The sequence below is a fragment of the Paenarthrobacter sp. 10L420 genome (assembly GCF_056395385.1).
This window is the reverse complement of record NZ_JBFTJK010000005.1, coordinates 1-19,145: the sequence shown is the minus strand read 5'-3', so window position 1 is coordinate 19,145 and position 19,145 is coordinate 1. Positions and strand designations below refer to the sequence as shown.

At 60.2% G+C, this 19,145-nt stretch carries 21 protein-coding genes; 8 read left to right on the top strand and 13 right to left on the bottom strand.

Annotated features, from left to right (window positions below; all coding sequences use genetic code 11):
* Position 1: 1 nt before the first annotated feature.
* From AC1DD5_RS09845 to AC1DD5_RS09825, 5 genes are all read right to left on the bottom strand, one after another.
* A complete protein-coding gene (locus tag AC1DD5_RS09845; RefSeq protein WP_477517804.1) occupies positions 2-817 on the bottom strand; it encodes an ABC transporter ATP-binding protein in 816 nt (271 codons plus the stop codon).
* Positions 814-1,764, bottom strand: coding sequence for an ABC transporter ATP-binding protein (locus AC1DD5_RS09840; protein WP_477521296.1), 951 nt, complete (start codon positions 1,762-1,764; stop codon positions 814-816). The genes AC1DD5_RS09845 and AC1DD5_RS09840 overlap by 4 nt, the downstream gene beginning before the upstream one ends.
* Positions 1,761-2,675 (bottom strand): ABC transporter permease, encoded by a 915-nt coding sequence (locus AC1DD5_RS09835; RefSeq protein WP_477521295.1) that lies wholly within the window; start codon positions 2,673-2,675, stop codon positions 1,761-1,763. The genes AC1DD5_RS09840 and AC1DD5_RS09835 overlap by 4 nt, the downstream gene beginning before the upstream one ends.
* Positions 2,672-3,688, bottom strand: coding sequence for an ABC transporter permease (locus tag AC1DD5_RS09830; protein ID WP_477521294.1), 1,017 nt, complete (start codon positions 3,686-3,688; stop codon positions 2,672-2,674). The genes AC1DD5_RS09835 and AC1DD5_RS09830 overlap by 4 nt, the downstream gene beginning before the upstream one ends.
* Before the next feature lie 91 nt (positions 3,689-3,779).
* Positions 3,780-5,372, bottom strand: a complete 1,593-nt coding sequence (locus AC1DD5_RS09825) for an ABC transporter substrate-binding protein (RefSeq protein WP_477521293.1) — start codon at positions 5,370-5,372, stop codon at positions 3,780-3,782.
* Between the two features lie 103 nt (positions 5,373-5,475).
* Between AC1DD5_RS09825 and AC1DD5_RS09820 the strand changes: the two genes are divergently transcribed.
* Positions 5,476-6,363 (top strand): LysR family transcriptional regulator, encoded by an 888-nt coding sequence (locus tag AC1DD5_RS09820; protein WP_477521292.1) that lies wholly within the window; start codon positions 5,476-5,478, stop codon positions 6,361-6,363.
* 8 nt (positions 6,364-6,371) lie between these two features.
* Here the strand turns inward: AC1DD5_RS09820 and AC1DD5_RS09815 are convergent, their stop codons facing one another.
* The gene (locus AC1DD5_RS09815; protein WP_477521291.1) at positions 6,372-6,974 is read right to left on the bottom strand and encodes a TetR/AcrR family transcriptional regulator; all 603 of its coding nucleotides are present in this window, start codon (positions 6,972-6,974) and stop codon (positions 6,372-6,374) included.
* Between the two features lie 117 nt (positions 6,975-7,091).
* Between AC1DD5_RS09815 and AC1DD5_RS09810 the strand changes: the two genes are divergently transcribed.
* From AC1DD5_RS09810 to AC1DD5_RS09800, 3 genes are all read left to right on the top strand, one after another.
* Complete coding sequence (locus tag AC1DD5_RS09810) at positions 7,092-8,012, top strand: carbon-nitrogen hydrolase family protein (protein WP_477521290.1); 921 nt, start codon at positions 7,092-7,094, stop codon at positions 8,010-8,012.
* Positions 8,002-9,429, top strand: coding sequence for an APC family permease (locus AC1DD5_RS09805; RefSeq protein ID WP_477521289.1), 1,428 nt, complete (start codon positions 8,002-8,004; stop codon positions 9,427-9,429). Before AC1DD5_RS09810 ends, AC1DD5_RS09805 begins: the two co-directional genes overlap by 11 nt.
* Positions 9,430-9,631: 202 nt before the next feature.
* Positions 9,632-9,805, top strand: a complete 174-nt coding sequence (locus AC1DD5_RS09800; protein ID WP_477521288.1) for a hypothetical protein — start codon at positions 9,632-9,634, stop codon at positions 9,803-9,805.
* Positions 9,806-9,889: 84 nt separating this feature from the next.
* Here the strand turns inward: AC1DD5_RS09800 and AC1DD5_RS09795 are convergent, their stop codons facing one another.
* The 7 genes from AC1DD5_RS09795 to AC1DD5_RS09765 are packed head-to-tail and all read right to left on the bottom strand — an operon-like array spanning position 9,890 to position 15,345.
* Positions 9,890-10,957 (bottom strand): LLM class flavin-dependent oxidoreductase, encoded by a 1,068-nt coding sequence (locus AC1DD5_RS09795; protein ID WP_477521287.1) that lies wholly within the window; start codon positions 10,955-10,957, stop codon positions 9,890-9,892.
* Complete coding sequence (locus tag AC1DD5_RS09790; protein ID WP_442005126.1) at positions 10,957-11,214, bottom strand: tautomerase family protein; 258 nt, start codon at positions 11,212-11,214, stop codon at positions 10,957-10,959. The genes AC1DD5_RS09795 and AC1DD5_RS09790 overlap by 1 nt, the downstream gene beginning before the upstream one ends.
* 5 nt (positions 11,215-11,219) lie before the next feature.
* Complete coding sequence (locus AC1DD5_RS09785) at positions 11,220-12,707, bottom strand: aldehyde dehydrogenase (RefSeq protein ID WP_442015703.1); 1,488 nt, start codon at positions 12,705-12,707, stop codon at positions 11,220-11,222.
* Entirely contained in the window at positions 12,697-13,437 is a 741-nt protein-coding gene (locus AC1DD5_RS09780) for an alpha/beta fold hydrolase (protein ID WP_477521286.1), read from the bottom strand. Before AC1DD5_RS09780 ends, AC1DD5_RS09785 begins: the two co-directional genes overlap by 11 nt.
* A gap of 12 nt (positions 13,438-13,449) precedes the next feature.
* Positions 13,450-14,004, bottom strand: a complete 555-nt coding sequence (locus tag AC1DD5_RS09775) for an amino acid synthesis family protein (protein WP_431114987.1) — start codon at positions 14,002-14,004, stop codon at positions 13,450-13,452.
* Entirely contained in the window at positions 14,001-14,609 is a 609-nt protein-coding gene (locus tag AC1DD5_RS09770; RefSeq protein WP_477521285.1) for an amino acid synthesis family protein, read from the bottom strand. The genes AC1DD5_RS09775 and AC1DD5_RS09770 overlap by 4 nt, the downstream gene beginning before the upstream one ends.
* Positions 14,610-14,664: 55 nt before the next feature.
* Positions 14,665-15,345 carry a GntR family transcriptional regulator gene (locus tag AC1DD5_RS09765; protein WP_442005131.1) on the bottom strand — a complete coding sequence of 227 codons (681 nt, stop codon included), beginning with the start codon at positions 15,343-15,345 and terminating at the stop codon, positions 14,665-14,667.
* Positions 15,346-15,485: 140 nt separating this feature from the next.
* Here AC1DD5_RS09765 and AC1DD5_RS09760 point away from each other — a divergent pair, with 140 nt between their 5' ends.
* The 4 genes from AC1DD5_RS09760 to AC1DD5_RS09745 form a co-directional block, all read left to right on the top strand.
* On the top strand, positions 15,486-16,424 hold the full coding sequence (locus AC1DD5_RS09760) for a flavin reductase (RefSeq protein WP_477521284.1): 939 nt from the start codon (positions 15,486-15,488) through the stop codon (positions 16,422-16,424).
* Positions 16,425-16,524: 100 nt separating this feature from the next.
* The gene (locus tag AC1DD5_RS09755; protein WP_477521283.1) at positions 16,525-17,955 is read left to right on the top strand and encodes a purine-cytosine permease family protein; all 1,431 of its coding nucleotides are present in this window, start codon (positions 16,525-16,527) and stop codon (positions 17,953-17,955) included.
* 104 nt (positions 17,956-18,059) lie between these two features.
* Positions 18,060-18,542 carry an NUDIX domain-containing protein gene (locus AC1DD5_RS09750; RefSeq protein ID WP_477521282.1) on the top strand — a complete coding sequence of 161 codons (483 nt, stop codon included), beginning with the start codon at positions 18,060-18,062 and terminating at the stop codon, positions 18,540-18,542.
* A 49-nt stretch (positions 18,543-18,591) separates the two neighbouring features.
* Positions 18,592-19,145, top strand: a 554-nt coding sequence (locus AC1DD5_RS09745) for an aldehyde dehydrogenase family protein (RefSeq protein ID WP_477521281.1), incomplete at its 3' end; no start/stop codon positions are given.

The window sequence follows — 19,145 nt, the reverse complement described above, 5'->3', positions numbered from 1 at the left end:
TCTAGTCGCTGCCTTGCGTGTTAAGGGTGTGGGCGTTTGCAATCTCTGGTTGGCCATGTCCTGGGGCTGCCTCGAGGAGTTTGCGGGTGTAGTCGTGCTGTGGGTTGGTGAAGATCCGCTCGGCTGGTCCGCTTTCTACGATCTTTCCGGTCTTCATGACCGCAACGTCATCGCTAAGGTAGCGGACGACGTCGAGATCGTGAGAGATCAGCAGATACGTCAGCCCTTTTTGTTGCTGCAAGTCCTGGAGCAGGTTCAAAATCTGGGCCTGGACGGAAACATCAAGAGCGCTGGTGGGTTCATCCAGGATCAGGAGACGGGGCGAGGTGGCCAGAGCGCGTGCTATGCCGACGCGTTGGCATTGTCCTCCGGAGAGTTGGTGTGGGAGCCTGTGTGCGTGTTCGGCTCCCAGCCCGACCTCGTCAAGCAGATTGTTTACTCTTGCTTGGAGCCTCTGCCCCTTCAGGGAAGTGTGGGTCCGTAGTGGCTCTGCCACTGAAGCCCCGATGGTCATGCGTGGGTTCAAGGCCGCCACGGGATTCTGCAGTACTATTCCCATTCGCGAACGGACAGTGCGCAGTGCCTTGGGTGCGAGCATGCCGAGGTCTTGTCCTTCAAAGATGGCCCGCCCGGATGTTGACCGCATTAGCTGCATGGCACAGCGGGCCAGGGTACTTTTGCCAGAGCCGGATTCTCCGACCAGGCCGTAGACGGTGCCTTCCTGGATGTTGAGGGAGACGTCGTTGACTGCGGTGAAGACTCTTCTATGGTGCGGGAACGTTTTGACGATGTTTTCGAGGGTGAGAACGTTGGTCATAGTTCGGCTTCCTGGAGGCAGGCGACTGCCTGGTGTGGTCCTGTCTCGGTGAGGAGCGGGTCGGTGAGGGAGCAGTCGGTGACTGCATGCAAGCAACGGTTTCTGAAGGCGCACCCGGTGAGGGAGAGGAGGTTTCCCGGCACTGTTCCAGGGATGGCATGCAGTCGCTGGCCGTGTGTTCGCCCTGCCGGGAGGGCGCCCAGAAGGCCGCGGGTGTAGGGGTGGCGTGGGTTGTTCATGACCGCTTCGACAGTTCCGGTTTCGATCACCCTGCCTGCGTAGAGGACCGCCACCCGGTCACATACATCGCGAATGATGCCAAGGTTATGGCTGATGAGCAGCACACCGAACCCAAACTTGTGCCGGAGTTCGTCAATCAGGACCAAAATTTGCCGGGCGACAGTGACGTCCAGGGCCGTCGTCGGCTCATCCAGTATCAACAGCCGGGGCTGGCGCAGCAGAGCCATGGCAATCATGGCCCGCTGCAGCATCCCGCCGGACAATTGATGCGGATAACTGCGGTAGACACGTTCGGGGTCGGGAAGGCCGACCAGGCTCAGGTGTCGTATGATTTCAACTTTGCCTTCGGGCCTTGAGATCTGTCGGTGCCGGCTCAGGACATCGCTGAGTTGGCGGCCAAGCGTGAAGACGGGGTTGAAGGCAGTTCCGGGGTTTTGGAACACGATGGCCACTGGCCCGCCTGGTTCCGAGGAGGCGTGTAAGGGATCATTGCTGATGCTCACTTGCCCCGTGCGCCGTGCACCGCGGGGAAGGATCCCCAAGGCTGCAAGTCCTGTGAGGGACTTACCGCAGCCCGTTTCACCTACCAGGCCGAGGATTTCACCCGCGGAAACATCAAGGTCGATCCCGCGGACGGGGCGGTTGGTAACCTTCCCCCGGTCGGTGAATTCGACGTTTAGGTCGCGGATGCTAAGTACGTGTGTCATCGCTTTACCTGCCTGGGGTCAAGGAGGTCGCGCAGCGAATCTCCGAGGAGGTTGAATCCCAGGACGGCCACAAAGATGGCCAGCCCCGGAAAGGTGGCTATCCACCAGGAGCTGAATATAAGTCCTCGTCCTTCGGCCACCATCAGGCCCCAGTCGGGCAAGGGCGGCTGAGTTCCAAGACCGATGAATGCCAGGGATCCGGCGGCCAGGATCACAGTACCGATGTCAACGGTTGCTTGGACGAGGATGGGCGTCATGCAGTTGCGAAGTATATGGCGGCTGATGATGAGCAGTTGCGGAATGCCCATGGCGCGGGCTGCTTCGACGTAGGAGCGTTCCCGAAGGGATTTTGCTTCCGCTCGCACAAGGCGCGCATACCAGGGCCACCAGCTGATGGCCAAGGCGATGCCGGCGTTGGTCAGGCTGGGCCCAAGAATCGCAACGGTCACCATGGCCAGGAGCAGAGGCGGGAAGGCCTGGAAGATCTCGGTCACACGCATCAAGGCTTCGTCAAGCCAGCCACCGCAATACCCGGCGACTGCGCCGAGGGGAATGCCGACGAGGGCAGCGGCCGCGACAACGACGGAAGATATGGTGAGCGCCGGGTTCGCGCCCATGATAATGCGGCTGAGAACGTCACGACCGAGTTGATCGGTGCCTAGCCAGTTTAAGGCGTTGGGGGCGAGGTTTCGGGCGGAGGCATTGGTCGCCCCCATTCCCTGATCAGGGAAAGGTGCCAGCCATTGCCCGAAAACAGCCAGGATTACGAGAAGGATAATGATCATGGCGCCGACGGCGGCCAAACGGTCACGGCCCAGCGTCTGTTTGAGTAGCTTGATCGGTGTGAGGGTTCGCTGTTCTCCGGTCGTCCCGGAAGGGCTGGGAGCGGCGATTTGGGTGGTGGGGCTCATGACATGCTCACTCTGGGGTCGATTCGGGATTGCAGGATGTCCACCAGAAGGTTGGCCAGCAGGTAGGCTGTGGCGCCCATGAGTGTAATTGCCATGATGGCCGGGTAGTCCACTGCAAGCATGGAGGATGTAGCGAACTGCCCGATCCCTGGCCAGTTGAAGACAGCTTCGACGAAGAAGGTTCCGGTCAGGGCGTAGGCTGCAGCCATTCCGGCGATAGACAGGACGGGTGGCAGAGCATTTTTCAGGGCGAGGCGCCATCGGATGGCGGACTCCCTCAGACCGTAGGCCCGGGCGGTGAAGATGTAATCCTGGTTCATGACATCGAGCATGGCGGCCCTTGTCATTCGTGCAACGAGTCCGAGAGGGTATGCGGCCAGGGTGAGGGCCGGCAGGATCATGTGCTGCAACCCGTCGGTGAAGGCCACGCCGTTGCCGGTGATCATGCTGTCTAACAGGGGAAGACCGGTCACGTGACTAATGGGGTTGGAGTATTTGATGGAGTTGCTGAATTGCCCCGTTGCTGGAAGTATTCCCAGCCCCCCAACGAACAGGAGTTGAAGGAGCAGTCCGAGCCAGAAGGCCGGCACTGAAATCCCTCCGATAGAGAGGAAACGGATTGCTCCGTCGAGGAATCCGCCGGGGCGGCGGGAGGCCACCACGCCAAGGATGATCCCAGCCATAACAGCCAGGACTATGGCAAACCCGATGAGTTCCAATGTGGCCGGGAGGCGGGTGAACAGCTCGTCCAACACGGGGCGTTTTGTGGCAAGGGAATGACCCCAGTCGCCTGTGATCAGGTTCCTCAGGTACTCGAAGTACTGAACAAACAAGGGACGATCAAAACCCAGTTCTTGGCGGACCCGGTCAAGCTCGGCAGGCGGGGCCTTCGGACCGGCATAAATGACGGCTGGGTCGCTGGGAACGATACGGGATAGTACGAAGACGATCGCTGTGAGCACGGCGAGAACCAGCACCGATGTGATGAGCCGTCTGAGGACGAAGCGCAACATGGTTCTCCTTATCTTGGATGATGGAATGAAGGTTGGATCGGGGAGAAGCGGCCCGGCTCAAGAAGCCCGGGCCGCGTCTCAGAAGGGATGGCTAGGCAGCGGGTTTGATAGATGCAAAGAACACCGTGAAGGGATAATTTTCGTTGAACTGGGAAATGTTTAGTCCAGCCGGAACGACGGAGACGGCGCGGGCATCGTAGAGGAACGCAGCAGGTGCCTCCTTATAAAGGAGCTGCATGGCTTCCTCATAGAGGTCCGCGGCTGCAGACCTGTCCGTTCCTGTCAGTGTTGCCGCCTTATCCACCAATGCGTCGTACTCGGAGGATTTCCAGTAGCTCAAGTTGAAGGATGGCTTTTCGCTGGAATGGAACAGTGTGGTGAGGTTGTCACTGCCGGCGTCGCTGTAGGTCGGCCAGTAATACAGCACAAAAATGTCCTGAGCTGTTGCGGGATCGGCCTTGGCGGCATCCCACTGCTGATTGAACAACTGGGCCTTGACGTCCACTTCCACACCGATCTTGGCGAACGCATCCTTGATCAGTGGCACAAAGCGGGCTTCCGCAGGGTTTTCGGAGGCATAGCTAAGAGTGAGCTTCAGGCCGTCGGCATGACCAGCTGAGGCCAACAGTTGCTTGGCCTTTTCCAAGTCTTGGGAGTACTGCGGGACATCCTCGCTGTAGGGGAATATGCCCTTGGGAGCAGGGCCGTGGGACTGCGTACCGTAGCCCTGCCCTCCGATGTCGATGATCTCCTTGTACGGAATTGCGTAGCTGAGCGCGCGGCGGACCTCCGGGTCATTCAGCGGTGCACGGCTGGTGTTAAACATGGCCAGGAAGTTGAAGGGTGAGTTGAAGTCTTTCACCGTGAACTTCGGATCGTTAGCCAGCGTCTTGGCGTTTTCCACGGGGATGCTGGTCGCATAATCGACCTCTCCTGCGGTCAACATTTGCTGGGCCGTTACCGCATCCGGAGTGATGAAGATGTCCACAACGTCGAAATGCGGGGCCTCTTCTTTGTTCCAGTGGGCATCGAACCTTTTCAGCACGACCTCAGAGCCGGGTTTGTAGGAGTCGATGGTGTACGGTCCGGAGCCCGCGTCAATTCCGGCATCAAAGTACTTCTCGTCCTTAGCCGATGCCGCCAGGGCTTTGGGGGAAACGATCCAGGCGCCATAGGTGGAGGAAGCTACGAGGTCCATCGGGGCAGCGTATTTAAGATTGATAGCCACAGTTGAGTCGTCAGGGGTTCCTATGCTCTCCACCGGGGCCCAGATGAAGGATGCTGCTGCCCGCTCCCTTGCGGCGTCAATGCTGGCCTTGACAGCTGCAGAATTGACGGGCTCGCCGTCGTGGAAGGTTGCGCCTGAACGGATCTTAAAGGTCCATGCCTTTCCGTCCTCACTGGCGCTCCAAGACTCGGCGATGGCCGGCTTGAATTCTTCGGCGGAGCCTTCAGGGTTCTTCCATAGCAGGGGCTCATAGACGTTTCCCATGTACAGCGCCTCGGTTGAAAAGGAACGCACGGGATCCCATGTGGTTATGGCAGCAGACGCGGCGACCGTGAACACATCCGGCTTTGAAGGTGCATCCGGAGAGGGAGTGCAGCCTGCTGAGCCCAAAGCAAGAACGACTGCGGTGGCCGCAGCGAACACGGTCCGAGCCGGGGTTGGAAATGAGAGTGCCAAGAGAGACTCCTTGAAGAAGGGGGGAAGTGTGACGAGTCTAACTAGGCGACACTATGCCTGGGAAATGCCTATGATGGGTAGAACCAATACCTTGGAGGCATAGGTGGACTTAAGGCACCTGACATATTTCCTGAGCATCGTTGATGAAGGATCCATCAATGCTGCGTCACGCTCTTTGATGGTGGCCCAACCATCTTTATCCCGGCAGCTTCGTTCGTTGGAGAAGGACCTCGGGCTGACCCTCTTCGATAGATCAGCAGCAAAATTGTCACTGACCGCTGCGGGCACTGCATTTCTGCCCATCGCCAAGGACCTGGTCACTCGCGCCGCCCAGGCCAAATCATCCGCACGTGCAATGGCCGGGGGATCAGTGCAACGGCTGACGATAGCAGCAGCCTCTGCCACCATCGCCGACATCATCGCCCCCTTCATTGTTTCGCAGGGGCCAGATGGAGTCCTTACCAATGTTGTCGAGGCAACCCCTGAGTTTGTCTACGATGCGTTGCAAGAAGGTAAGGCTGACTTTGCGCTGGGAACAAAGCCACCGCCATCCGAGCTTGAATCAGTTGTAGTGGGAAGGGCGTTCCTTTGGGCGCAGTGCAACGCCGAACACCCACTTGCCGGGCGGGAGAAAATCAGCCTCCAGGAACTCGTGCAATGGCCGCTCATAACCATGACAACCGATTTTGGTGTCCGCACAATGTTCGATGATGCTGTTAGCGCCGAGAGTCTCACGTATAAAGCCGAATTTGAAGTACGCTCCGCCCGGGTCGGCCAAGCGCTGGCGGCCGCAGGCAAAGGCATCTGTGTGCTCTCGGATGATCCGGGTTTTGGAGTGCATGCCATGCCCATAACTCATCGCGGAAAGGATCTGGTGTTCACGCTCTTCGGTGTGTGGAATCCGCTGCACTTCGCCACACCTGCGATAGGGGAGTGCCTGAACAACCTTTCACGTTTCACATCGGACCTGTATCCGGCCGCTCGAACATAGAAGGGACCTCACTCCCTCGTCTTGGTTTTCACCATGGTCCTCGCGTAGCTGATCAGAAACTCGTACTCGTCGTCCGGTGTCAGGTCACCGAGGAGCACGTCCATTACAAGGCCGTCCTCGAGGGCTACGAAGCTCCGGGCCAGGAATCCGGCGGGCGCCGACAGGGTGAAAGTATCCTCCTGCGCGCCTCGTTCCAGGATCCCCTTGTAGAGGTTCGTTTGGCGTTCCACGAACGCCATCTGCTGTCGGGCAGCTGCTTCGTTGCGCAGATAAACCGGGATCAGTTCCACGAGGATTCGGGATGCCGTTTCGCTTTCCCCTGGCCAAGGTACGCCGGAATGGACGCAGGCCCTGAGCTGCGCTTCAGGTCCGCTCTCAGCTTGGATGCGAGCCTCCCTCCGGTCACAGTACTCCGTAACGCCTTGATGGAAGACTTCGCTGAAGAGCTCGTCAACGTCGCGGTAGTAATACAGCACTGCAGCTGGGGTGACACCGGCTTCGTTTGCAATGTCGGAAAGGCGGGCCGCTGATGAGCCCCTGTCCAGGAGGACTCGTCCAGCCGCTGCTACGAGTTGATCCCTGCGTTCTGTCTGGTTCCGTGGTCTTGCCATGATCTCAATGCTTTCACACCGCGCTCAAGGTGAGCCTTGACACACCCAGGTTCCTTAATTAATCTTTAATTAATCTTTATTTAAGAAACTCGCTATACGCAAGGAAACCTCCCTGTCATGACTCGACTTCTCCCTCTCGCTCTTGTGCAATCACCTGCAGAGACGTTGACTGATTTTGCTGCTGGTCTCGAGCGGAAGGTCAAAGCACATGCGGTTGCCGACCTTTTCGTTTACCCGGAGCTGCACTTGAACACGGCAGACTCTCCGGGTCCTGAGGGCCGGCAGGCCTACATGGAAGCCTCGGCCGAACCTCTCCATGGCCTGCGCGGGCGCACTCTTTCCGAGCTTGCCGGAGACCTTGGAATCTGGCTTTTGCCGGGCAGCGTGCTCGAACGTGGCACGGACGGACGAATCTACAACACCGCCGTCGTGTACTCCCCGCAAGGAAAAGCTGTAGCCGCGTATCGGAAGATCTTTCCCTGGAAACCCTACGAGACCGTTTCTTCCGGCCAGGACTTCGTAGTCTTCGATATGACTGGTTACGGCCGCGTCGGCCTATCCATTTGCTACGACGCATGGTTCCCCGAGCACAGCAGGCATCTGGCGTGGATGGGCGCGGAACTCGTCCTTAACGTTGTCCAGACCCCGACCAATGACCGCGTGCAGGAAGTGGTCATCGGGCAAGCCAACGCAATCGTCAACCAAAATTTCGTTGCCAGTGTTAACGCGGCCGGTCCGCACGGGGTTGGACGCAGTTTTCTGGTTGACCCTGAAGGCCGCGTGCGGATCTCTGCGACCGGGCCTGAAGACGCCACCTTGGTGGATGTGATCGACCTGGACCAAGTAGGAAATGTACGTCAGTATGGCACTGCGGGCGTCACCCGCCCCTGGGACCAGTTCGCTGAAAATGATGACAGCATTCCGTTGCCGCTCTACGCGGGTCAGCTGCATCCCCGCCTCTGGCGGCAAACCAACTCCCCATCAAACCTGACCAACCTCAGCACTGCCCCAGCCCAAGGAACCTCCCATGTCCGCTGAGAACATCAAACTCACCCCCAAACTATCCCTGCTATCGGTGGTCGTGTTCGGCTTGGCCTATATGGCGCCGGGCATCGTCATGACGATCTTCGGTGTGATCTCCTCCACCAGCGACGGATCAGCCCCGACAGCATTCGCCCTGGCCACTGCCGCCATGCTGCTGACGGCCCTCAGCTACGCAAAAATGGCAAAGATCTTTCCGAACTCAGGTTCGGCCTACGTGTATGCGCGCCGACTACTCGATTCCCGCGTCGGCTTCCTCGTCGGGTGGGCGATCCTCCTGGACTACCTCTTCCTTCCCACCGTGGCCTGGCTCTTCCAATCGTTCTACCTCGCAGCACAGTTTCCCGACATCCCCGTTTGGGCCTGGCTCGCCTTGAATGCAGGACTGACAACGATCATCAACGTCACGGGCATCGTGCTCACCGACCGTGTCAATAAGACGCTGACCCTCCTGGTGGTTACCCTCATCGGGATCTTCATCGCCTACTGCCTGGCCTACCTCGGTGGAAACCCGCCGTCCTCGTTCACGGACCCCTTCTGGAATAGTGCGACGACCGTAGGCGGCGTCGCCGCGGCTGCGGCCATCGCTGCCTACGCCTTCCTGGGATTCGACGCCGTCAGCACACTCAGCGAAGAAACCAAAGACGCCGAGCGCAATATTCCGCGGGCTATCCTCCTGACAGTCCTCGTCGGAGGAGTACTTTTTGCCGTTGTCTCCTACATCATGCAGCTCGTTCATCCCGGCGGGGACTTTGAAGAAGCAGCCACTGCGGCATATGCGATGCAGGTTCTCGTCGGAGGGCAGTTCTACGCCAACATCACCAACATGCTGTTTGTCGTCGGCGGGTTCGCGTCGGGGCTCGCCATCCAGGCCAGCACCAGCCGGCTCCTCTACGTCATGGGCCGCGACGGAGTCCTGCCCCGCCGGCTCTTCGGGCGCCTTCACCCCCGAACCAGGACGCCTATCTTCAATCTGGTCCTCGTTGGTGCCGTGGCCACGCTTGCACTGAACATCTCCTTGGAGGTCGCAACCTCCTTCATCAACTTCGGCGCCTTCCTGGCATTCACCACCGTCAACCTCTGCGTCGTCGCCTACTTCATCCGAAGCCGTCGGCAAGGAAAAGACCTTTCGATCATTGGCTTCATCGTCCTACCAATACTCGGGGCTGCCGTCGACATCTACCTTCTAACCCAGCTCAGTCCCATCGCCATCACCATTGGCCTCTGCTGGGTCGGCCTGGGTGTGCTCTACCTCGTCTTCCTCACCAAAGGATTCCGCAAAGAACCACCAGAAATGCGTCTACAAGACCGTGAGGGCCAGCCCGGCGAACCCACTAGCGTTCTGCCGCCAAAGGCGGACGACACACGGGCAGCCAGGCAGAAAGCAGCCCCGGTCCAGCCCACTGAAATCTAAACTCCCCGACAACTATAAGGACGGGCCGGGCACGGGTGCCCATGCCTGTCCTTGCGTGGCATGCGAAATGACGACCAATCCAAGTCGACACAAAGAGCAAAGCAGGAGTCCAATGATCATTACGATCGAGGCCGGCCGCTACTTCCACATCACCGGCCAATCGACAACAGAAATCTCAGACAGTATCAACACGGCTGTGTAGATGGCCCGCGACCACTCGATGACAGAAGGATGGCAGGGCATTATTGTCACCCGCCACGGGCCTGACATGTACACGGTGAACCTGAGCTCTGATGTTCCCTGTGGAGTAACGGTGGAACGGGATCTCACCAGCGGCAACCAGCCTAAGGACTGGGGACGTCAGGCAGCTATCTAGAAACACGCCGACGACGGCGGCAAAATCCGCCGTCGTCGGCCGTAACGCACCCGAACTTTCTCGAGGTGCGGACGGAAGGCGCCGCTATCTGGCCGCAGTTGCCGGGGCCTCCTGGAAAGCCGGTACAACGTGCTCGATGAAGAGTTCGAGCGAGAGCTTCTTCTCCTCGTGCGAGAGGCTGTTGTCCGACCAGATGCTGAACTCCGTAACCCCCAGTGCCTCGTACTGGCGGAGCCGTTCGATCACTTCTTCAGGGGTCCCGATCATTGCCGTTTGGTGGAGGGACTCCGGCGTGAACTCCGGACGGTCGGCGAACTTTTCTTCAGGGCTGGGCTCGAGGAAGCCGTTGATCGGAGTGTTCTTGTTTCCGAACCAGGCGTCGAATGTCCTGTAGAACTTGTTGATGGCCTCGGCCGGGCGGCGCCACCCCTCAGGTTCGTCGGCTGAGTGGACATGCGTGTGGCGGAGCACCATGAGATCCGGCCGGGGGACACCCGGGTTGTTTTCGACGGCGGTATCAAACTTGCGCGCGAGGTCGTCGACTTCCACGTCGCCCTTCATCAGCGGGGTCACCATGACGTTGCAGCCGTTTGCGACCGCGAACTCGTGCGAGGAGATGTCGCGGGCTGCGATCCACATGGGCGGAGTCGGTTTCTGTATGGGCTTGGGGACGCTGGTGGATGTGGGGAACTGCCAGATCTCGCCGTCGTGTGCGTAGTCACCTTCCCAGAGCGCGCGCACGGCGGGAACGATTTCGCGAAGGTGCTTGCCGCCGTCCACCGCGGACATGCCTCCCATGAGGCGGTCGAACTCGAACTGGTAAGCGCCGCGGGCGAGCCCTACCTCCATTCTGCCGTTGCTGATGACATCCAGAAGTGCGGTCTCTCCAGCCACGCGGAGCGGGTTCCAGAAGGGCGCAATAATGGTCCCGGCGCCCAGCCGGATGCGTGAGGTTCGCGCCGCCAGGTAGGCGAGTTGGGGCATGGGGCTGGGGGAGATGGTGTACTCCATGGAGTGGTGCTCACCGATCCAGACGGTGCTGAATCCTCCAGCTTCCGCGAGGAGGGCCAGCTCCGTCAGGTTCTCGAAGCATTCGCGGTGGGAGACGGACTCGTCCCAACGCTCCATATGGACGAAGAGGGAAAACCGCATTAGTGACTCCTTCGTTCTGCGGCGGCGTGTGCCGGCGAATCGATGTTTGGGGCAGCTTCCTGGGCTGCTGCATTGCGTTCGGCAATGGTCTGATTGCCGCGGGACCAGTGTTCGTGCTGGATTTCGCGGATGATGACCGTGGTATTTTCGGGCAACGCGCCCACAGAGATCTCGGCGGCGCGGTGGAGCTCGTCAATGAGCGATCGGAGCTGCTCGGGGGTCCTGCCCCGGGCGATTGAGACTTCGATAAGAGGCAAGATTGTCAGCTCCTCATGATGAAGGGGTCGGCGATGGGGGATTCGTCGGTGTTGATCCAGACACTCTTGACCCTGGTGTATTCACGGATGCTTTCCATGCCGTGTTCCACGCCCACGCCGCTGGTCTTGAAACCTTCGCGTGGTGATTGGGGAGACATGGTGCGGTAGGTGTTGACCCAGATCGTTCCTGCCTCCAGACGGCTGGCCATCCGGTGTGCCCTGGCCAGGTTGGTGGTCCAGACGCCGGCGGCGAGTCCGTACGTGGTGTCGTTGGCAAGGCGAAGTACTTCGTCCTCGGTTTCAAAGGGCATGATCGCTGCGACGGGACCAAAAATTTCCTCCCGAACCACACGCATGGAGTTGTTCACGTCGGTAAGGACGGTTGGCTCGAAGAAGTAGCCGCCGAGGCCGGTGTTGGGTCGGCCCCCGCCGGTCAGGACAGTAGCCCCTTCAGAGACACCGAGATCCACGTAACTGGCCACCTTGTCACGTTGGTCCTGGAATGCCAACGGTCCCAGTTCAGTGGCGTCAAGCAGGGGATCGCCAATGACAATGCTGCGGGCGCGGTTGGCAACGCGCTCAAGCAGTTCGTCGTAGATGGATTTGTGGGCGAACACACGACTTCCTGCAATGCAGGTCTGCCCGGCGGCGGCGAATATGCCAGCTACTACTCCCATGGACGCATTGGCAATGTCAGCGTCGCCGAAAACAATATTCGGGGATTTGCCGCCCAGCTCCAGCGTTGAACCGATGAAACGGGACGCGGTTGAGGAAGCAATGCGGGCGCCTGTGGCGGTGCTGCCTGTGAATGAGATCTTTGCCAGGCGGCGGTCCTCCACCAGCGCGGCCCCCGCCTCTGCGCCGAACCCTGTGACGACGTTGATGACACCGGGCGGAAAACCGGCTTCATCGGCCAGCGCGGCGAGGCGCAGGACGGTGGCCGAGGTGTATTCGGAGGGCTTGATGACAATGGTGTTGCCGGTCGCCAGTGCGGGGGCCAGCTTGCTCGTGGTCAATGTCAGGGGCGAGTTCCACGGTGTAATGGCACCCACGACGCCGAGGGGTTCCCGCAGCGTGTAGTTCAGCATGGCGCGGCTTGAGCCAGGTATGGTGTCGCCCTGGATCTTGTCGGCGAGGCCCGCGTAATAGTAGTAGTACTCGGGCATCGCGGCGAGCTGGGCCCGCATTTCGCGCAGGAGCTTACCGTTGTCAAGGGATTCCATGCGGGCCAGTTCGTCACCGTGCTCGCCGATCAAATCGCCGAGCCGGCGGAGGAGGTGTCCGCGCTTGGTCTGGCTCAGGTCCCGCCAGGCCGGGTTCTCGAAAGCCGCAGATGCTGCTGAAACGGCCTTGGAGACATCGGCTTCGTTGCCGCGTGCTGCGCGGTACAGGACGTCGAGGGTTGCGGGGTTGCTGCTGTCGAAGTAGTCCCCATTGGAGGGCGCAACCCACTCGCCGTTAATGAAGTGTTCGTAGCGGCGTTCAGTGGACATTCGAATGCTCCTTGATGAAGGCTGTCAGTTCGTTGGCGAGCTCTTGGGGACGCTCAACGGGCATCATGTGGCGTGCCCCGCTGATGATGGAGTATGTGCAGCCGGGTATGGCCGCAGCCAGTCGTGCACTCATCTCGGGCGTTGATCCCGGGTCCAGCTCGCCCGTCACAGCAAGGGACGGAACGTTAATCCGGGGAAGCTCGGGGGCAATTTCGGCATCCGCAGTTGCGAATACCCGATAGCAGGCCAGGAAGGACTGGGGATCGTTGCGAAGCAGGACCTTTCTGGTTGCCTCGACCAATTCGGGCGTCACGGAGGACCCTTCCGGATACCAGCGGAGGATAGATGCTTCCACGGTGGCGGGAAAATCGGCGGCAGCTGAGGCCAACCGCGTCATCACTGCGGCGTGCTCGTGCGGTGTCCGGTTACATACTGATCCGACCGAAACCAGGGATGCCACAAGATCGGGCCGGTAACGGGCCAGATGCTGGGCGACGAGGGCACCGAGCGAGAACCCCACGAGGTGGGTGCCGGGTTCGAGGTATCCCGCGACGTCCGCGGCGAGTTCGGCGAGCGTTATTCCTTCCGGCGCGGCCTGGGCCCGGTTTCCGTGGCCGAGGAGTTCAATTACTTGAATGTCGAACTCAGGTTCGAGGAATTCACGGAGCGGCCCCCACATCGACCCGTCAAGGCCGACTCCGTGAATGAGTGCGATGCGGGCGCGGCTCACTGGGCAGTCTCCTTAGTTGGCTTCGGTGCTGAACGCGGCGAGGCGCTGCTGGGGCCGACCTTGGGCTGCGGCGGCCAGGGCAATCACGATTTCATCGGCATGCGGGGCGTCGTTAATCCGGACCTCGATGCTTTGGTGGTGGGACCGGATGGTCGCATCAGTGATGTGCTTAAGGGGAATATCGAAGACCACACCAGCGGGGCCTCGCTTTTCCACGGCCGGCAAGAGGGTGGTGGCGTTGGCAGCGTCACGGAAGTGGTTTCCGAACGCGAGGGTGTGAATGAGGCCGGAACCGTGCTCGATTTCACCGTTCAGTCCCACGATCGCAGCTTTGCCATATGCTTCGGCAGGGGAGCCGAGCGCTTCAAGCACGCGTGGAGCGAGGAGGGCTCCGATGTCCGATGCATTGCCATCGATACCGGCGGAAAGGTCCTCAACAAACCCTTGGCCTGCCCACGGGTTCTTAATGATGGCTGCGACAACCGCGACCCTTGCGGTCGGGCTGACTTCCCGGCCTCCTTCAGTCAGGACGTCTTCGGTCAGGGTGACAATTTTGCGAATGCTCATGAAACAAGTTCTCCTAGGGTGTCTGCTTTGACGATGGGATCGGTGCGGCGGTCCCCAATGCGGGAATGCGGCCTGGGCCCCGTTGAGGCCCCGAGGACGACGACGATCTCGCCTGGGCGCGGGGCGTCACCGATGCGTGTGGTGATGCTCTGGTAATGGGTGCGGGTGGCGGCGGCGTTCTTATGCCAGAGGGGTACGACGAGCGAGGTCCCTGCCTCGGCACGGTCGTCTGCGAAGCAAATGATGGATTCACCATCGAAGCTTTCACGGACCAGGTTGCCAAAGAACGGTGTGTGGATAAGGGCGGCGCCGTGTTCAATTTCGCCGTCGATGCCGACCAGCGCGGCCTTGCCGAACGCCTCGATGGCGTCCACGCCGCCGAGGTTGGCAGCAAGGAGGTCGGTCAGTTTACGTGCAAGCACTGGAGCGAGCTGTACTACTTCCTTGCCGAGGTCATCGCTCGGGCTGCCACCCAGCCATGGGTTGGTGACCACGGCAGCAGCTGTCGCGCGAACCGCTGGAATGGCGGGGGAGGCACCATTTTCGAGCAGGATTTCCTCGCTGTAGTAGACAATCTTGCGGATGCCTAGTCTTTGGTCGTTCATTATCGGTTCTTTCCAATAGTGGTTGAGCGCATGGCTTCCTTTCGTCGTCGTTGCTTCAGCTCCGGCGGCCCGGAACCGGTTCGGTGAGGGCCTCCCTCGATGAGGCGTGAACGTGGTTCCTCATGGCGGATTCGGCCCCGAAGGGGTCCTTGTGCTCGATCATGTCCAACACAGCCCGATGTTCACGCGTGGAGGCTTCGAGCCTCCCCGGGTGTTCAACCGTGCGCAGGACAAGGCGTTGGTACGCGAGCTGGTTCATGAGCCGTTCGTAGTGCTCAATAAGCTTTCGGTTATCCGAGCCCCGAACGATCGTCCAGTGAAACTCATGGACCAGCCGGGCATAGGTGTCGGTGTCATGGGTGAGGGAAGTCATTTCGGACTCTTCCAGGTTCCGCCGCAGTATTGAGAGCTCCTTGACCTCTCCGCGTCCGGCGAGCAGGGATGCAGCGAGTCCCTCCAGGGACTCCTTGAGCTGGAAGAGCTCGATGATCTCCCTGCGCGTGGGCTCACGCACGAAAGTGCCCACCTTGGGCCGGATCTCAACCAGACCTTCATGCTGCAGCTGCTTTAGTGCTTCGCGGATAGGGGTCCGGCTCACGTCGAACTCCTGGGCCAGGAATGCTTCGGGAAGAACTGCGCCCGGAGGAAAATCCCCTCCCAGTACCAGTCTGCGGATCCGATCAAGGAGGGCGTCGCGGTCAGCCAGCGCATTCTCTACTTCCAGGTTCTCTTGCATACATGAAAGACTATGTTGCATGCATCAGCGGAGTCAACAGCAGGCCGCGAACTTTTACTAAAGCCCGGCATTACAGGGAATTTGCCAATTTTGCGTTGGCCTATTGACGTTGGTATGTGACCTGTCTTACGGTCATTGGTATGCAACAGACGCTCGAACCGCTTATCACGTCAGCTTGGCTCGCCGCTTGGGACAAGGGAGACCTTGATGCTTTGGACAGCCTCGTATCTCCCGGTTATACCCGCACCAGTAAGGCGACAGGCGCAACTGTCGACCTCGCCGGCCTGAAGTCGGAGATCGCCGCCGTTCGGGAAGCCTTCCCGGACCTGCGCACTACTGTCGATGACGTCGTCGAAGGGGACGGAACAGTCGCCGTTTTCTGGACTTCCACCGGCACCCACACCCATGAATACCTGGGCGTACCCGCCACTGGTCTCACCGTCCAGACCCGTGGCTCAAACATCCTGATCCTTCAGGACGGCAAAATACTCAAGGAAACCGTGACATGGGACGGCAGTGAACTGCTCGCCGGCCTTGGCATTCGGCCACTGCGCGGTATTGCTGCTCCGATTGTTCCGGATGGCGACGAGTTTGCTGAACTGGACCCATCCCTGATGAAGGCTTTCAACCGCCAGTTCATTACCGGAGTTACGGTCGTGACCACGAAGGAAGGTGATACGCCAAAGGGGTTGGCAGCCAACTCCTACTGCTCGGTCTCCCTGGAACCACCGCTGGTGCTTGTCTGTGTACAAAAGACGTCCAGCACCTACCCCGCCCTTTTCTCTTCAAGCCACTTGGGCATCAACATTCTGGGCACGGAGCAGTTGGGCACTGTGAAGACTTTCGCCTCGAAGGCTCCGGACAAGTTCGCCGAGCTCGACTGGCACGAAGGGCCCAAGGGAAGTCCCCTGTTGGACGGTTCGGCCGCTTCCCTTGAAGCTGAAATCCAGGAACGTTTCCAAGCCAAGACCCACACGGTCTTCATCTGCAGGGTCCGCCACGCGGAAATCAGCGAAACTGCGCCAATGGTCTACAAGGCCGGGCACTTTTTCGACGGCGCTCAACTCGCCGAACTCTAGACGGCCGGCGCGGCCAACAATCCCCGACAGGAAACCAACCGCGCCGACCGAACTGCTCGTAAGCAGCGCACCGAGGTGCGCATCCAACATTAGGACAAAAATGAGCCCGGATACCATTCGCGCTGCAGAAAGCAGCATTGCCGAAGATCGCGGTTACCGCGACAGCCTCACCAAAATCGAGCCTTACGGCATCGAGCACATTCCCGACGTCGAGCGCCATGGCAAGCCCCGTTCCCAGTTCTTCCTTTGGTTCGCCGCCGGAATGAACTTCCCCATCGTCGTCCTGGGGTTCAGTGCCACATATTTCGGCCTGCCGTTCTGGGCTGCGGCCCTGGCGATCATCCTTGCCGGCGTGACCTCCTCTGCAGGAATGGGTTACTTGTCCGCGATGGGTGTTCGGCTGGGCGTCCCACAGCAGATGCAGGGGCGCGGACCTCTTGGCTTCATCGGCAACCTCTTCCCGGTGGCCTATGTGAATGTCTTCGCTGGAATCGGCTGGGCCGCCGTTACGGTCATCCTTGGCGGCAAGGCGATCGCCCTGCTCACCGATATCCCCTTTTGGCTCTCGTCACTGATCCTCATGGGTATCCAGCTTGGAGTGGCCGTTATTGGCTACAACCTGATCCACTTCCTGCAGCGGATCCTGTCCTTTGTCCTGGTGATCGGCTTCGTCTTCATCACCATCGTGGCGGCCGCCAACGGACGCGTCGAAACCGACTTCAACCCCACAGCCCTGGGCTTTAACGGCGTCGGAGGGTGGATCGTCTTCTTCGGCTGGTTCTTCTCCTTCATCGTCGCGTGGATGCCCTTTGCCTCGGACTACTCCCGTTACCTTCCCAATACAGCGGGGAACAGGCGCGGCGCCGGCTGGGCCACCATGTTGGGCAACTTCGTGACCCTTGTCTGGATGGGGATCCTCGGAACCCTCCTGGGAACCACCACCACGGCGTCCGATAGCATCGGTGCGCTGAAGGAACTCATGGGCCCCTGGGCCGCCGTCGGCCTCGGCGTCGTCGCTTTGTCCTCGTTCACCCAGAACTTCCTCAATGTCTACGGCGGCGCCATTTCCATCCAGACCATGGGCGTTCCGGTCAAGCGACACACAGCCGTAGTCTTCATCTGTGCCGCATCCTATCTCGTGGCGCAGTGGGGCCAGACCGGATTCAACGAAGGCTTTACCGCATTCCTTAACCTCACTGCCTACTGCATCGCCCCGTACGTGGCGGTCCTGGTCTGCGATTACCTGTTCGGAGGCCGACGCACCGATCGTGGGCTGCGTGAACTCTTCGATAAGAGCAGGAAGTTCGAATGGGGGTTCGTGGCCTGGGCGGCCGGCGTCCTGCTTTCCTCGCCGTTCTGGATGTCCTCGATCTATACCGGACCCATAGCCGCCGCTTTCCCGCAAATGGGTGACCTCTCGTACTACATTGGTGGGGCCATCGCTGCCGGTACCTACTTCGCCACCCATCGGCGCAGGCGTCTTTCAGGACTGGAAATGCTCGACCGCAGCCCCGGCGCGCAAACCCTCTAACCATCAACAAGGTAAAGGTCGGGGAGGACTCCATCCAGGATCCTCCCCGGCCTTTCCACAACAACCTTCAAGCCCAGGGCAACCGACCGTATCAGGAGCACCCGATGAGTACCGCCACACTGCAAGGGACGAGCGCGGAAGTAGACTTCGCCGCAGCTCGCCCGCCCCGGGCGGTGGTGGCGGTGGTTGTTCAATGGCGCGGACGAATTGCCCTCTTCAAGCGCAGCCAGTCCGTCGGTCATGAACGCGGGCTCTGGCATTGCATCACCGGATACCTCGAACCAGCCGTTTCCCCGCTCCAGCAGGCACTGGCTGAGCTGGAAGAGGAAGCAGGTCTCGCCCTCGGGGATCTCGCCAGCTTCCGGACCGGTGAACAGCTTCAAATTTCTGACCACGAAGGCAATCCGTGGCTGGTCCATACCTATACAGCCGTCAGCAAGAGGCGACGGCTAACGATCAATGACGAGCACGACGCTTATCGCTGGGCTGCTCCCGGGAAGATCCGGCGGTTCTCAAATCGGGTTCCGTGGCTGGACATCGTCCTGGGGAGCCTGATGCCGGGCGCCGAAACGAACGCAGGACGATGAACGCAACATCGGGGTCCTGCAACACATACGCAATAGTAAGGAACCCTCTGTGGCCGAACACTCTACTTTGACGATTGACCGAGAAACGAGTCTCCTCGCTTCCGTGCCTACCGGCCTCCTGATAGGCGGTGAATGGCGGGATGCGTCCGACGGCGGGACGTTCGATGTGCACGATCCCGCCACTGGGGAGGTGCTCGCCACCCTCGCTTCCGCGACCAGCGCCGACGCTGTGGCCGCGTTGGACGCGGCCGACGCCGCCCAGGCCTCCTGGGCGCGGACCGCGCCCCGGACCCGGGCCGAGATCCTCCGCCGTGCCTTCGATTTGGTGACCGAACGGGCTGAGGACTTCGCTTTGCTGATGACCCTGGAAATGGGCAAGCCCCTGCCCGAAGCACGCGGCGAAGTCAGCTATGGGGCTGAGTTCCTGCGCTGGTTCTCCGAAGAAACCGTCCGCGACTACGGCCGTTACCTCACCACGCCCGAGGGCAAGAACAAGATCCTGGTCCAGCACAAACCCGTCGGACCCTGCCTGCTGATCACCCCGTGGAACTTCCCGCTGGCGATGGCCACCCGCAAAGTCGCTCCCGCTGTCGCGGCAGGCTG

Coding starts and splice junctions, on each gene's coding strand:
- AC1DD5_RS09845 (WP_477517804.1), bottom strand. CDS start 817: ATGACCAACGTTCTCACCCTCGAAAACATCGTCAAAACGTTCCCGCAC.
- AC1DD5_RS09840 (WP_477521296.1), bottom strand. CDS start 1,764: ATGACACACGTACTTAGCATCCGCGACCTAAACGTCGAATTCACCGAC.
- AC1DD5_RS09835 (WP_477521295.1), bottom strand. CDS start 2,675: ATGAGCCCCACCACCCAAATCGCCGCTCCCAGCCCTTCCGGGACGACC.
- AC1DD5_RS09830 (WP_477521294.1), bottom strand. CDS start 3,688: ATGTTGCGCTTCGTCCTCAGACGGCTCATCACATCGGTGCTGGTTCTC.
- AC1DD5_RS09815 (WP_477521291.1), bottom strand. CDS start 6,974: ATGGCAAGACCACGGAACCAGACAGAACGCAGGGATCAACTCGTAGCA.
- AC1DD5_RS09810 (WP_477521290.1), top strand. CDS start 7,092: ATGACTCGACTTCTCCCTCTCGCTCTTGTGCAATCACCTGCAGAGACG.
- AC1DD5_RS09805 (WP_477521289.1), top strand. CDS start 8,002: ATGTCCGCTGAGAACATCAAACTCACCCCCAAACTATCCCTGCTATCG.
- AC1DD5_RS09800 (WP_477521288.1), top strand. CDS start 9,632: ATGGCCCGCGACCACTCGATGACAGAAGGATGGCAGGGCATTATTGTC.
- AC1DD5_RS09795 (WP_477521287.1), bottom strand. CDS start 10,957: ATGCGGTTTTCCCTCTTCGTCCATATGGAGCGTTGGGACGAGTCCGTC.
- AC1DD5_RS09785 (WP_442015703.1), bottom strand. CDS start 12,707: ATGTCCACTGAACGCCGCTACGAACACTTCATTAACGGCGAGTGGGTT.
- AC1DD5_RS09775 (WP_431114987.1), bottom strand. CDS start 14,004: ATGAGCATTCGCAAAATTGTCACCCTGACCGAAGACGTCCTGACTGAA.
- AC1DD5_RS09770 (WP_477521285.1), bottom strand. CDS start 14,609: ATGAACGACCAAAGACTAGGCATCCGCAAGATTGTCTACTACAGCGAG.
- AC1DD5_RS09765 (WP_442005131.1), bottom strand. CDS start 15,345: ATGCAAGAGAACCTGGAAGTAGAGAATGCGCTGGCTGACCGCGACGCC.
- AC1DD5_RS09760 (WP_477521284.1), top strand. CDS start 15,486: ATGCAACAGACGCTCGAACCGCTTATCACGTCAGCTTGGCTCGCCGCT.
- AC1DD5_RS09755 (WP_477521283.1), top strand. CDS start 16,525: ATGAGCCCGGATACCATTCGCGCTGCAGAAAGCAGCATTGCCGAAGAT.
- AC1DD5_RS09750 (WP_477521282.1), top strand. CDS start 18,060: ATGAGTACCGCCACACTGCAAGGGACGAGCGCGGAAGTAGACTTCGCC.